Annotated in this window: 13 protein-coding genes; 9 read left to right on the top strand and 4 right to left on the bottom strand. The window is 63.6% G+C overall.

All coding sequences use genetic code 11. The annotated features are described in order from the left end of the window. Window positions 1-50 precede the first annotated feature (50 nt). Window positions 51-827 (bottom strand): SDR family oxidoreductase, encoded by a 777-nt coding sequence (locus BLP76_RS07740; protein WP_092811223.1) that lies wholly within the window; start codon window positions 825-827, stop codon window positions 51-53. Between the two features lie 150 nt (window positions 828-977). On the opposite strand from BLP76_RS07740, the gene BLP76_RS07745 reads away from it, so the two are divergent. The 3 genes from BLP76_RS07745 to BLP76_RS07755 all read left to right on the top strand — a co-directional run bounded on the left by BLP76_RS07745 (window position 978) and on the right by BLP76_RS07755 (window position 3,872). Continuing rightward, on the top strand, window positions 978-1,778 hold the full coding sequence (locus tag BLP76_RS07745) for a UDP-2,3-diacylglucosamine diphosphatase (protein ID WP_092811405.1): 801 nt from the start codon (window positions 978-980) through the stop codon (window positions 1,776-1,778). Between the two features lie 10 nt (window positions 1,779-1,788). Continuing rightward, the gene (locus BLP76_RS07750) at window positions 1,789-2,811 is read left to right on the top strand and encodes a glycosyltransferase family 4 protein (RefSeq protein ID WP_092811225.1); all 1,023 of its coding nucleotides are present in this window, start codon (window positions 1,789-1,791) and stop codon (window positions 2,809-2,811) included. A gap of 71 nt (window positions 2,812-2,882) precedes the next feature. Continuing rightward, window positions 2,883-3,872, top strand: a complete 990-nt coding sequence (locus BLP76_RS07755; protein WP_092811227.1) for a threonine ammonia-lyase — start codon at window positions 2,883-2,885, stop codon at window positions 3,870-3,872. On the opposite strand, the gene BLP76_RS07760 is transcribed toward BLP76_RS07755, so the two are convergent. Beyond that, window positions 3,869-4,297 (bottom strand): hypothetical protein, encoded by a 429-nt coding sequence (locus tag BLP76_RS07760; protein WP_092811229.1) that lies wholly within the window; start codon window positions 4,295-4,297, stop codon window positions 3,869-3,871. The genes BLP76_RS07755 and BLP76_RS07760 overlap by 4 nt on opposite strands. A 44-nt stretch (window positions 4,298-4,341) precedes the next feature. On the opposite strand from BLP76_RS07760, the gene BLP76_RS07765 reads away from it, so the two are divergent. Continuing rightward, a complete protein-coding gene (locus tag BLP76_RS07765; RefSeq protein ID WP_092811231.1) occupies window positions 4,342-5,523 on the top strand; it encodes an MFS transporter in 1,182 nt (393 codons plus the stop codon). A gap of 27 nt (window positions 5,524-5,550) precedes the next feature. On the opposite strand, the gene dgcA is transcribed toward BLP76_RS07765, so the two are convergent. Next, entirely contained in the window at window positions 5,551-6,525 is a 975-nt protein-coding gene (gene dgcA, locus BLP76_RS07770; protein ID WP_092811233.1) for an N-acetyl-D-Glu racemase DgcA, read from the bottom strand. Beyond that, window positions 6,522-7,529 carry an N-acetyltransferase DgcN gene (dgcN, locus tag BLP76_RS07775; RefSeq protein WP_092811235.1) on the bottom strand — a complete coding sequence of 336 codons (1,008 nt, stop codon included), beginning with the start codon at window positions 7,527-7,529 and terminating at the stop codon, window positions 6,522-6,524. The genes dgcA and dgcN overlap by 4 nt, the downstream gene beginning before the upstream one ends. Window positions 7,530-7,653: 124 nt before the next feature. On the opposite strand from dgcN, the gene BLP76_RS07780 reads away from it, so the two are divergent. The 5 genes from BLP76_RS07780 (at window position 7,654) to map (ending at window position 12,988) form a co-directional block, all read left to right on the top strand. Then, window positions 7,654-8,781 carry an ABC transporter permease gene (locus BLP76_RS07780; RefSeq protein ID WP_092811237.1) on the top strand — a complete coding sequence of 376 codons (1,128 nt, stop codon included), beginning with the start codon at window positions 7,654-7,656 and terminating at the stop codon, window positions 8,779-8,781. Window positions 8,782-8,788: 7 nt separating this feature from the next. Beyond that, window positions 8,789-9,610: an ABC transporter ATP-binding protein gene (locus BLP76_RS07785; RefSeq protein ID WP_092811239.1), complete on the top strand. Its 822-nt coding sequence runs from the start codon at window positions 8,789-8,791 to the stop codon at window positions 9,608-9,610. Between the two features lie 2 nt (window positions 9,611-9,612). Then, on the top strand, window positions 9,613-11,475 hold the full coding sequence (locus BLP76_RS07790) for an MlaD family protein (RefSeq protein WP_092811241.1): 1,863 nt from the start codon (window positions 9,613-9,615) through the stop codon (window positions 11,473-11,475). Continuing rightward, window positions 11,475-12,158: an ABC-type transport auxiliary lipoprotein family protein gene (locus BLP76_RS07795; RefSeq protein ID WP_244514496.1), complete on the top strand. Its 684-nt coding sequence runs from the start codon at window positions 11,475-11,477 to the stop codon at window positions 12,156-12,158. The genes BLP76_RS07790 and BLP76_RS07795 overlap by 1 nt, the downstream gene beginning before the upstream one ends. Before the next feature lie 80 nt (window positions 12,159-12,238). Then, window positions 12,239-12,988, top strand: a complete 750-nt coding sequence (gene map, locus BLP76_RS07800) for a type I methionyl aminopeptidase (RefSeq protein ID WP_092811243.1) — start codon at window positions 12,239-12,241, stop codon at window positions 12,986-12,988. Window positions 12,989-13,136 lie beyond the last annotated feature (148 nt).

Raw genomic sequence — 13,136 nt, forward strand, 5'->3', positions numbered from 1 at the left:
CCTGACCTTCCCCCCGATTTCGTGGATCGAGCGAGGCTGCGTCACCGCGTTCAAAAGGCGATCGGGAGAAGACCTCCGTCGACCCGGAAATTCTGTCCGGTGATGTAACCGGCGTTGGCCGAGCAGAGGAAGGCTGCAAGCTCGCCGAACTCTTCCGGCGTTCCGAAGCGCCCGGCGGGGATTGCGGCAGCCTCGCGCTTTGCCGCCTCGTCCTCGCTGATCCCGGCCTTTTCGGCCTGCCAGGAGATCCCCGCACGCAGGCGGCCCGTGTCCATCTTGCCGGGCAGAATGTTGTTGATGGTGACGTTGTGGGGGACGAATTCGCGGCACACTCCGGCAAGGAAGGCCGTCAAACCAGCCCGGGCACCAGAGGAAAGGTCGAGGCCCGGGATCGGCATCAGCACTGACAGGGAGGTGATGTTGACGATGCGGCCGAAGTCGCGTTCGACCATGCCGTCGGCGACGGCCTGAATGAGTTCGATCGGTGTCACCATGTTCTGGGTGACGCCCTCCAACATGTCCTCGCGTGTCAGTTCGCGGAAGCCGCGGCGGGGCGGGCCGCCATTGTTGTTGATCAAAATATCGACCGTCTTTGCCGCGGCAAGGACGCGCTCTTGTCCCTCACGGCTGCCGATATCGGCGGCGACCGCGGTGACGTCGGCGCCCAGACGGCGGAGATCGCTTGCCGTTTTCTCCAGGCTCTCCGCGTTGCGGCCATTGATGACGAGCCGGCAACCGGCTTTGGCGAGCGCTTCCGCACACCCTTTCCCCAGCCCGCGGCTTGAAGCGCATACGACGGCTGTCCTTCCTTCGATGCCGAGATCCATGGCGTTCTCCTATGTTTGTTGACGTTTTCTAGGGGAGGCGGCTTTTCATTCCAGCGCGGGACGCCCTGCCGCAGCTTTGCGTCGGCCGATGTCACACAACTGATACCTGAATCGGGTTTTTCATGCTTGAAAGACATGGGAAGCACGGCGATGGCTCCGCCAAATCATTTCCGGACATTGTTTCTATCTGACATTCATCTCGGCACGCGCGGGTGCCAGGCCGAGCTGTTGTTGGAGTTTCTGAAGGTGCATGACGCCGAGACGATTTATCTCGTCGGAGATATCGTTGACGGCTGGCGTCTGCGCCGGGGCTGGTACTGGCCTCAATACCACAACGACGTGGTGCAGAAGCTTCTGCGCAAAGGCCGCAAGGGTGCCAAGCTTGTCTATATTCCGGGCAACCATGACGAATTCCTGCGCGGTTATCTCGGCAGCCATTTCGGCGGCATCGAAGTGTGTGACAGCGTCATCCACGAGACGGCCGACGGGCGCCGCTTCCTGATCATTCATGGCGACCAGTTCGACGTCGTCGTGCGCCACGCCAGATGGCTCGCGTTCCTGGGCGACTGGGCCTATGTCACGGCTCTCGGCGTCAACACCTATGTCAATCAGCTGCGGCGTGCTCTCGGCTTCTCATACTGGTCGCTGTCGGCCTGGGCGAAGCTGAAGGTCAAGAACGCCGTGAACTTCATCGGGGCGTTCGAAGAAGCGCTTTCGGCGGAGGCACAGCGCCAGGGGGCCGACGGGGTCGTGTGCGGGCATATCCATCATGCGGCCATCCGCGACGACAACAATGGCATCAAATACGTCAATTGCGGCGACTGGGTCGAAAGCTGCACAGCGGTTGCCGAGCATCACGACGGGCGGATGGAGATCATCCGCTGGTCGGAGATCATGCGGGCCGCCCCTTTAAACGAGCCGCATCACGCTCCGACACCGGTTGCTGCCTGAGCATGACCCTATGAGGCTTGTCATCGTAACCGACGCCTGGTTTCCCCAGGTCAACGGGGTTGTGCGCTCGCTCAAACGGGTTGTCGACATTCTGAGCGAGGGCGGGGACGAGGTCACCGTGATCGCGCCGGAGCGCTTCTCCACACTGCCGATGCCGACCTATCCGGACATCCGTCTTTCCGTGACGACGAAGACGCGTGTCGGCCGCATGATCGAAGCGGCGCGGCCCGATTGCATTCATATCGCCACCGAAGGTCCGCTCGGCTTCCTGGCCCGACGCCATTGCCTGAAGACGGGGCAGCGTTTCACCACGAGCTATCATACCAAGTTTCCGGAATATGTGCGGGCGCGGGCGCCCGTGCCGCTCGGCGCGCTCTACGGGATGATGCGCTGGTTCCATAACGCCGCCGCCGGCTGCATGGTCGCCACCCCCTCTCTCGAGGCTGAGCTCACCGCACGCGGCTTTCACAATCTCATGCGCTGGTCGCGCGGGGTCGATTCCCATCTCTTTCATCCGCGCCCGGGGGCCGACCTCGGATTGCCGCGTCCGGTGTTTTTGAATGTCGGCCGCGTCGCCGTGGAAAAGAACCTCGCAGCGTTCACCTCGCTCGACCTGCCCGGCTCCAAGGTCGTGGTCGGCGATGGGCCGGCCCTTGCCGATCTGAAGGCGCGCCATCCGGACGTGCATTTTCTTGGCGCCATGGAAGGCGAGGAACTCGCTCATGCCTATGCGGCCGCGGACGTGTTCGTCTTCCCGAGCCTGACAGACACGTTCGGCAACGTGCTCTTGGAAGCGCTCGCCTCCGGTTTGCCGGTGGCGGCATTTCCCGTCACCGGTCCAAACGACGTGATCGTGGAACCGGAGATCGGGGCTTTGAGCGAGGATCTGCGGGCTGCGGCGCTTCAGTGCCTCGATCTTTCGGGAGAGGCGGCGCGCGCTTACGCAACGCGTTTCAGCTGGGATGCGAGCGTGCAAGAATTTCGCGAGAACCTCGTCAAAGCACAGGGGCCCAACTGCCAGCTCGCCGCGTGAAGCCGCAAAATCGCGGATACGAGACTTTTCTACCTCTTCAAAGAGGACGAAAAAGGCCTTAAGGGCGATCCATGACCCTGCCGGTTTCCCTCAACGATATCGAGGCTGCTGCCACTCGCCTGCAAGGGCGTGCCATGCGGACGCCTCTCATTGCTGCGCCAGCTCTGTCGGAGCAATTTGCCGCCCGCGTCTTCTTGAAACCGGAATGCATGCAGCGGACCGGCTCCTTCAAATTTCGCGGCGCATATAACGCGCTGATGGCGGCGGGTGATGCCGCTGCGGGTGGTGTGGTCGGCTGTTCGTCGGGCAACCACGCCCAGGGTGTCGCGGAGGCGGCGCGTCTCGCAGGCGTTCCGGCAACGATCGTCATGCCGGAAGACGCGCCGGTGGTGAAGGTCAATCGCACGCGCGCGGCTGGGGCTCGCATCATCACCTACGATCGTGCGAGCGAAGACCGCGAGGAAGTGCTTGCGGATGTCATTCGTCGTGAGGGCGGGTTCCTCATCCACCCCTATAACGACACCAAGGTCATCGCCGGGCAGGGGACGATCGGGCTCGAGATCGTTTCCGAACTTGCCAATATGCGGCTCGTCCCAGACGTCGTCATGATGCCCTGCAGTGGTGGCGGACTTGCGGCCGGCGTCTCGCTCGCGGTCACCGAGCGCGCACGGAACTGCCGCGTCCTTGCGATGGAGCCAGAAGGCTTCGACGATTATGGCCGGTCTCTGGCGGCCGACCAGATCGTCAGAAACGAGCGAACCAGCGGCTCGGTCTGCGACGCGTTGCTGGCGCCCGCGCCCGGGGAGATCGGCTTCGCCATCAATCGCGAGCGATTGTCCGGGACGCGCACCGTGAGCGACGATGCGGCGCTCAATGCCATCGCCTTTGCCTATGAGCGCTTTCGGCTGGTGTTAGAGCCGGGGGGCGCGCTCGCCCTTGCCGCGCTGCTTTCAGGTTCGGTCGATGTGCGCGGTACGGTCGTCGTGCTGGTTCTTTCCGGCGGCAATGTCGACGATGCCGTCCTGGCACAAGCACTCGCCCGTTATCGCTCGGCAGCTTAGTGGTTTTCCTCCGAGGTGCGGTCACGGTCGTCCCGGCTTTCCTCCGAAGCGGCGCCGAAGGGGCGGAACTGCTTCAGTCGCTCAAGGATATCCGCCGTCTGTCCGGCGGTTGCGGCGGCATCGGGGGCCGCATCATGCAGGCCCGCGGCGAGCACCATCAGATCCTGACGCGCCCGTCCCGGCGGGACGTCTCCGGCAATTCGTGTCAATTCGCGCGCAATCTGGCTCGGCTTCAACTGGGTGCGCAGCGTGCTGACATTCGTCGCAAGCCGCGTCATCGCCGCCATCAGCGAGCGGGTTTCGGTGCGCCGCGAACGGCGCACATATTCGTCAAGGAAAGCGCGTCCCTTGGACGTACTGGTCAGTGCCGACAGCATCGTCTCGTACTCGATGTCCGTCAGGCCCTTTTCGATCAGGCGCGCCATGCCTTTTCCTCTTCCAGAACGCGATCGCGTTGACGGGTCCGAAGATGGACCGGAAGAGCTTAGAAAGAGCTAATGACGACGGCAAGCACCGTGCAAGACGCCTTTTCGGACTGAAGAGCGCAGGCTTCCTCGCGGCCGTCTTCTTCGCTCTCGGCGTCTATCTGCCGTTCTTTCCGGTGTGGCTCGAAGCGCAGGGGCTTTCCGACGGACAGATCGGCGTGGCCGTTGCTTTGCCGTTGCTGGTGCGTGCGGTCCTGAGCGGGACGCTCGCCGCGGCCGCCGACCGTCTCGGCGAATTGCGGGTCGCCGCGGCGCTTTATGCCGGCATCGCCAGCCTCATCTTCTTCGCCCTCAACTTCGCCGGTGGTGCCGCAGCGCTGCTTTTGATCTCCTCTGCCGCACTCATCTTCTGGAACGCGCTCGTGCCTTTGGGGGATGCCGTGGCGCTCACCGGCGTGCGCCGGCACGGCAACGATTATGGGCGCATCCGGTTGTGGGGGTCGGTCGCGTTCATCGTCGGCAATTTCGCCGCCGGTCAGATCATTTCGAGCGTCTCGGTAGATGCCGTCTACGGGCTGCAGCTCGCCGCCTTCGCTTTCGGGATCGTTGCCGCGCTGTCCTTGCCGCTTGTCGGGCGGGCTGCAAAGCTTGCCAAGGACGGCGGCCTGATCGCTTTCCCACGGGACCGGCGGCTCGTTCTGACCATCGCTGCGGCCAGCCTCGTGACGGGCAGCCACGGCGCCTATTACGCTTTCGGCAGCCTTTATTGGCGCTCGCTCGGCTTTTCCGACCTCGTCATCGCGGCCCTCTGGTCGCTCGGTGTGGTCATCGAAATCGCGTTGTTCTGGTTCGCAAGGCATTTCGTCGGCTGGGGCGCGCGACGTTTCCTCATTGCAGGCGCCACGGGGGCGATGCTGCGGTGGTCGCTCTTCGCCTTCGCAACCGACGTCTCATGGGCCTTCGTGTTGCAGGTCCTGCATGGCCTCACCTTCGCGGCCACCCATCTCGGTGCGATGATGGCGCTCGCCGCAGTCGCCGAGGCGGGGCACACGGCGAGGCTTCAGGCCGCCTACCAGCTGAGCGCCGGGCTGGTGATCGGCAGCGGCACCCTGGCAGCCGGAATGCTCTACGGCATCGCGCCGTCGCTGCCGTTCCTGCTGATGGCCGCGTTCGGCGCCTGCGCACTTGCGATTGCATGGCGCCTTCCGCGCGGCCTCAAAGCCTAGAGCAATCTCTCGGAGCTTTCTGAAGGCTCAGCCCCAGAGCTGCGGCGTCGGGGGTTCGACCAGCGAGCCCACATAAACGAGGCCGGGCTGGCGATCGCGTGCCAGGAGGAGAGGGCCGTCGAGGTCGACGACGTCGGCATCCTGAGCCAGGATGACGGCCGGCGCCATCGCAAGAGACGTGCCCACCATGCAGCCGATCATGATCAGATAGCCGCGCCGGCGCGCCTCGCGGACGAGCTCCAGCGCTTCGGTCAGGCCTCCGGCCTTGTCGAGCTTGACGTTGACGGCATCGTACTTGCCGGTGAGGCCGTCGAGATCGGCGAGCGTGTGAAGGCTCTCGTCGGCGCAGATGGGCGCCACATGCGGCATCTCCCGCAGCATCTCGTCTTCGCCGGCCGGAAGCGGCTGCTCGATCAGCTGAACGTGAGATTCCGCGCAGGCGCGCATGTTTTCGAGGATGTTGTGCTCGCTCCACGATTCGTTGGCATCGACGATGAGCGGCACACGCGGCATCGCCGCCCGGACGGCGCGCACGCGCTCCGCATCGCCTTCTCCGCCGAGCTTCAGCTTGAGCACGTGATTGTGACCCGCACGGTGAGCCGCGCTTGCCATGTCGCTCGGGCTGCCGAGCGAGATGGTGTAGGCGGTCTCGAGCGGGCGGGCGACCATGTGGCCGCAGCGGTCCGCGGCAGACGTGCCGTCGCGCTTGGCTTCGAGGTCCCAGAGGGCGCAATCGATCGCGTTGCGTGCGGCACCGGCCGGCAGCCGCTGTCTCAGCGTTTCGCGGTCGAGCCCGTCGAGGTCGACGCCGCGGATCTGCTCCGCGACGCTTTCAACCGTTTCCCCATAGCGCGGATAGGGGACGCATTCTCCCCGCCCGGTATGGGGGCCGTCCTTCAGACGCGCGACGATGACCTTCGCCTCGGTGCGCGACCCGCGCGAGATCGTGAAACTGCCGGCGATCGGCCAGGATTCCACGTCGAGATCGAGCGACAGACTCATGCCACGAACTCTTTGAGAAGGCGGTCCACGAGTTTGGCGACGCCGGTGCGGATCGGATCGCAGGCCGGCAGCCCGTAGCGTTCTTCCGCCTCTGCGAGACAGGCTTTCGCCTCGTCGTCAGAGAGCGCCTGCGTGTTGATCGAGATGCCGAGCGGCGCGATCGCTGGATTGGTGAGACGCCCGAGCCGCATTGTCTCTTCAATCACCGCCTCGATCGTGGAAATCGGCGTTTCGACGTTGCGCATCTTGGTGCGCGTCGGCTCGTGGCAGACGACGAAGACGTCCGGCTGGGCGCCGTGCAGAAGACCGAGGCTGACACCGGCGAAGGAGGGATGGAAGAGCGAGCCCTGGCCCTCGACGATCTGCCAGTGGTCCGGCTCGGTCGCGGGCGACAGCCATTCAGCCGCCCCGGAGATGAAATCGGCGACGACGGCGTCGATCGCAACGCCACTGCCGGAAATCATGACGCCGGTCTGGCCGGTTGCGCAGAAGGTCGAGTTGACGCCGCGTCCGTTGAGCTCGCGATCGATGGCGAGCGCTGCGTATTTCTTGCCGACCGAGCAGTCGGTGCCGACGGTCAAGAGCCGCTTGCCCGGACGCTTGGTGCCCTTGCCGGTGGCGAAGCGGCGATCGGCGTGACGCGTGTCGTGGAGCTTGACGCCCTTGCGTTCAGCGGCCTCTCGGATCGCGTCGACGGACGCAAGCCGCACATGCAGGCCGCTCGCGATATCCATTCCGGCTTCGATCGCCTCGACGATCGTCGACGTCCAATGCTCCGGTAACACACCGCCAGGGTTGACGGCGCCGATGATGAGAGTGCGGGCGCCAGCTTCGGTCGCCTCGGCAATCGTCATATCCTTCAGACCCGTATCGGCCTGGCAGCCGGGGAGACGCAGCTGACCGACACACCATTCTCGGCTCCAGTCGACGACGCCATAGGCCGTCTTGGCCGCGAGCTTGTCCGGAACATCGCCGAGGAAAATAAGATAAGGACGCTCAATCATTTGAAATGTGTGGCCTCGTTGCGCTTGTGATGCCCAGTCGGTGCGGGCAAAGTCCGCCCGATGAAGGCCGCACCGTTAGCACGCTGCAAGGGCAGCGTCAGCTGTTGTTACGTCACGTGAGGTTATGACGTCCGATCTCTCTTACGAACTGGTCGGCGAGCGTTTTGTCCTGCGGCCCAAGGGTGTGTGGGCGATCGACCAGGCCGCCAAGCTCGATCGCTCGCTGCAGAAGGCGGCGAGCGACGAGGATAGCCGTGCGCGTCGTCTGGAAATCGATCTGTCCGATCTTGACGCGATCGACACCGCGGGCGCTTTTCTCCTCGTGCGGCTGGAGAAAGCCTGGCGGGAATCGGGCCGGGAGGTCACCTTTGTCGGCGCGGAGGACGGGCGCGAGACCCTGATCGAACGGGTGCGCCTCGCGCTCAAAGACGGCGAGACGCTGCCGCATCCCAAGAAGTCGAACTTCTTCGCCGATGTCGGGGAGACCGTTCTGTCGATCACTGCGGATGCGAGACGCATCGTCAGCATGCTCGGCTCGGTCATTCTCGAGATTTTGCACGTCGCCCTGCATCCGCGCTCCGCGCGGTTTTACGCCATCATCAATCAGATGGAGATGATCGGGCTTCGGGCCGTGCCGATCGTGGTGCTTATGTCCTTCATCATCGGCGCCATCCTTGCCCAGCAATCGGCCTTCCAGCTGCGTTATTTCGGGGCCGAGGTCTTCTCCGTCGATCTCCTTGGCATTCTTGCTCTGCGCGAAATCTCGTTGCTGTTGACCGCGATCATGGTCGCAGGCCGCTCGGGCAGCGCGATCACCGCGGAACTCGGCTCCATGCAGATGCGCGAGGAGATCGACGCGTTGCGGGTGATGGGCATGGATCCGATCAATGTCCTCATCCTGCCGCGCATCCTGGCGCTGTTGATCGTCTTGCCGCTGCTGTCTTTCATCGCCGCGCTCGCGACGCTTGCCGGCGGCATGATGATGCTGTGGCTTTACTCGAGCATCACGCCTGATGCCTTCATCGCTCGCCTGCACGACGCCATCGATATGTCGAGCTTCCTGTCAGGCCTCTACAAATCGCCTTTCATGGCTCTCATCATCGGCCTCATCGCCTGTGCCGAGGGTATGGCGGTCGGGGGCAGTGCGGAATCGCTCGGTCGTCGCACGACCGCCTCGGTGGTGAAGGCGATTTTCATGGTGATCGTCGTCGACGGTCTGTTTGCCGTTTTCTACGCCGCGATCGGCTTTTGAGGTCTTGATGGAGCAGACGACCAACAAAGCCGGGAACCGGTCCGAAAGACGAACCAGCGGCAAGGGCAAAGAGCCGATCATTTCGGTGCGCGGCCTCACCGTGGGCTTCGGCGACAAGCCGATCCTTCAAGATCTCGATCTCGATATCTATCGCGGCGAGGTGCTTGCGGTCGTCGGTGCGTCGGGTGCGGGCAAATCGGTTTTGACGCGCGCCATTCTCGGTCTACTGCCGCGCCGGGGAGGTCAGATCGTTGCTTTCGGACATGATCTGACCAAGGGGGGCAATCCGGAGCTCGAGCGCCGATGGGGCGTTCTCTTCCAGCAGGGCGCCTTGTTTTCGGGGCTGACCGTCGCCGACAACATCATGGTGCCGATGCGCGAATACCTCGATCTTCCAGAACCTCTGATGGAATCTCTGGCGACGATGAAAGTCGAACTCGTCGGATTGCGGGCCGCCGACGGCATCAAATATCCGTCAGAGCTTTCCGGCGGCATGATCAAGCGCGCGGCTCTTGCCCGCGCGCTCGCACTTGACCCGGAGATCGTTTTCCTGGACGAGCCGACGTCGGGGCTCGATCCCATCTCGGCGGCGGCTTTCGACCAGCTTATTGCCGATCTTCGCGAGACTTTGGGTTTGACCGTCGTCATGGTAACCCACGATCTCGACACACTGCACGCCATCGTCGACCGTATTGCCGTGGTCGGAGAAAAACGCATTCTTGTCGAAGGCGACATCGCGGCGATGGAGCGTTTCGACCACCCCTGGGTCCGTGATTACTTTAGCGGCGAACGCGCGCGGGCGGCCGGTCTTTCGGAAGTGAGCCGATAAACATGGAAAGCAAAGCCAACACAGCCGTTATCGGCGCCTTCACACTTGCTGTCCTGGTTGCGGCCTTCGGCTTCATCTACTGGATGGCTGCCGGGGAGGGCTCGCAGGAGCAGCAGCCGCTGCGCATCGTCTTTTCCGGCTCTATCACCGGCCTCACCAAAGGGGCATTGGTGCTGTTCAACGGTATTAAGGTGGGCGACGTGAAGGCGCTGGAGATCGATCCGTCGGATCCCTCGCGCGTCTATGCGCGCGTTTCCGTCGGTGCCAATACGCCTATCAAGTCGGACACCGAGGTCTCGCTCGGTTTCCAGGGTGTGACTGGCGTCGGCTACATCGAGATGGTGGGGGGCTCGGCCAATGAGCCGGACGTGTGGGAGCAGACGGACGATGACGTCCCCGTGCTCGTGGCCAAGCAGTCCAACATGCAGGATCTCATGGCCTCGGCGCGCGAGATCGCCGGGCGTGCGGAATCCACCCTCGACGCCATCGACAAGATCGTCGCGGACAACCGCGACGGCATCAATCGTATCATCTCCAATGTGGACACGTTTTCCGGTGCGCTCAGCGACAACTCGCAGCAGATCTCGAGACTGATCGATTCCGTGTCCAGCGCGGCCGAGGGCATGGCCGGTATGTCGGGCAAGCTCGATGGCATCATCGCCAAGGCGGATGCGATCGTCGCCGCGGTGCAGCCCGATAAGGTTTCGCAGACCGTCGACAATGTCGCCGAATTCAGCCAGTCGCTCGGCGATACGAGCGCGGAAGTGCGCAAGTTCGTCGAGAATCTCTCCGGCGTTTCCGACGATGTGCGTGAGTTCTCCGATCGCATGCGCAATGTCGGAGAAAAGGCCGACCTCCTGGTGAGCGAAGTCCAGGCAAAGACCGGTCCCATTCTCGAGGCGGTCGATCCGGAAAAGCTCGCCCGCACGCTCGACAATATCGACCGGGTGAGTGGAGCGATCGATCCGGAAGAGGTGCGTACCGCCGTCAAAGGCGCGTCGGATCTTGCGGCGACACTGAGCGCCAGACAGGCCGATATCGACCAGTTCGTCACCCGGCTTTCCGCGGTCAGCACGCGCCTCGACGAGGTGGTGGCCGCCGTCGATCCGGAGCGCGTGCGCAGTGTCGTCGACCAGGCTGAGACGATCGTGGCGAGCATCGATCCCGCGAAAATTTCCTCAACCGTCGACAATGTCGATCGCATCAGCGCTGCCATCGATCCGGAGCGTATCCGCACCACCGTTGAAGGCGTGTCCGAACTTGCGGCGACGCTCAAGGCGCGGCGTGAGCAGATCGACGAGCTGGTGACGCGCCTCGCTTCGGTCAGCCGTCAGGCCGACAATGTGCTTGGCGCGGTCGATCCGCAGAAGGTCCAAACGATGGTGAACGATGCCAGCGAGGTCATGGCGAGCGTCGATCCCCAGAAGATCACCGACACGGTCGACAGCATCAACCGGGTTGCGACGACGGTCGATGAATCGCGCGAGGACATTCGTGTCATTATCGCCAATGCCCGGCAGGTCTCCGATCGCCTGGGTGTTCTGAGCGCCAAGGCCGAAGGACTTTTGGGCACGCTCGACGATACGGCTTCGAGCGAAGAGGGGCAGGGGCTGATCGCCCAGGCGCGGGCGACGCTTGCCGAGATCCAGACGGCCGCGGCGACCTTCAACGAACAGGCGAAGACGATCGGCTCCGGGGCGTCGGATTTCTCAAGCCGGGGACTTGCCGATATCCGCCAATTCGTGAACGAGGGTCGGCGAACCGTGTCACGGCTGGATTCGCTGATTTCCGAACTTGAGAGGAATCCGGGCCGCTTGATCTTCGGCGGAGACGATGCGCCCACTTATCGCGGCCAGAGACGGTAATGGCGACGATGATGGCAAAGACCGGTTGGGGCAGAGCTCGCAAGAGCGATTGGATGAATATGCGCAAGGACATCGGTAAGGCCCACCCTCAGTGCGGGTCCCGCTTCGGAGGAGCGGCCGGCGCTGCGGCGCTCGTCTCGCTGTTGCTGCTTGGCGGCTGCGCCGTGCTGCCGAAGACGCCCGATTCCATCTATGATCTGACGGCGCCGCAGGATGTCTCTGTGCGTGCCGGGACATCCGCGCAGATTCTGGTTCCTGTGCCTGCCGCTCTTGCAAGCCTCGACACGACCCGCATTGCCGCGCGTCCAACGCCCGCCGAGCTCGCCTACCTGCCGGGAGCGGCCTGGCCGGACACGCTGCCGCGGCTGTTGCAGGCACGGCTCATGGAGACGCTGCAGAATACGGGGCGTGTGAAAGCCGTCGGCTTGCCGGGGCAGGGGCTCTTGATCGACTATCAGATCGTTCTCGACGTGCGCGCCTTCGAGCTCAGGAACGGCGTCGCCGTCGCCGATTTCAACGTCAAGCTCCTCAACGACCGCAACGGCCGCGTCGTCGCCTCGCGCGTTGTGCATGCGGAAAGCCCCGTCGCAAGCAACGACAATGCAGCGATCGTCGCCGGCCTCAACCAGGCGATGGATCAGGCGTTTGCCGAGATCGCCAGCTGGACGCTGACGAGCGTTTAGGGCGCCGCGTTCAGTCCTCCCGGCGGGAGATCGCCGGTGCTGCCGCCATGTGATTTTTCTTCCCCCACGAGATCCGAAGCGTGACGATCACCAAACAAGACGAACTGGACGGGCTGAAGGAAATCGGGCGGATCGTGGCCAATGCCATGCGCTCGATGGCGAAAGCGGTGGAGCCCGGCATGACGACCAGGGAATTGGACGAGATCGGTCAGGCATTTCTCGAGCGTGAGGGCGCGGTGTCGGCGCCGCAAAGCTGTTACGATTTCCCGGGCGCGACATGTATCAGCGTCAACGAGGAAATCGCGCACGGCATTCCTGGCGACCGGGTGATCGCTCAAGGTGATCTGGTCAATATCGACGTTTCGGCTTCGAAGAACGGCTATTTTGCCGATACCGGGGCGACATTTCGTGTGGGACCCGTCGAGCACTCGCTGGAGCGCCTCTGCAAAGACGGTAAGCGGGCCATGCAGATCGGCATCGCGCAGGTCGGCAGCGGACGGCCGCTCGCGGCCATCGGAGATGCCATAGGGCACTTCGCCTCGCAGCGCGGCTATACGCTCATCCGCAATCTCGCCAGCCATGGGGTGGGCCGCTCCCTGCACGAATACCCCGGGGAAATCGCGACCTGGCCGACGCGGAGCGACAGGCGGCGCATCAACAAGGGGCTCGTGCTCACCGTCGAGCCGTTCCTGTCGAAGGGCGGTCTCTGGGCTGCCGAGGGCGATGACGGATGGACACTTTACAGTGAGCCCTCCGCCCCCGTGGTGCAGTACGAGCACACGATCGTCGCCACCGATCGAGATCCGATCATTGTGACACTACCGGGCTGACGGTCTTTGGGCCTTGCGGGGCCGCAGGTCCGAAAGACTTAAATGGTGCTCCCTCGACGCCGTCCTTAGCGTCGCCTGGCCATAACGTTCCCTGGCAATAGTATCGCCGGGCCTCAAGGTTCTCCTGGCCCCTTGCAGACAACAAAAA

The sequence above is a fragment of the Afifella marina DSM 2698 genome, assembly GCF_900102695.1.
Lineage (GTDB): Bacteria > Pseudomonadota > Alphaproteobacteria > Rhizobiales > Afifellaceae > Afifella > Afifella marina.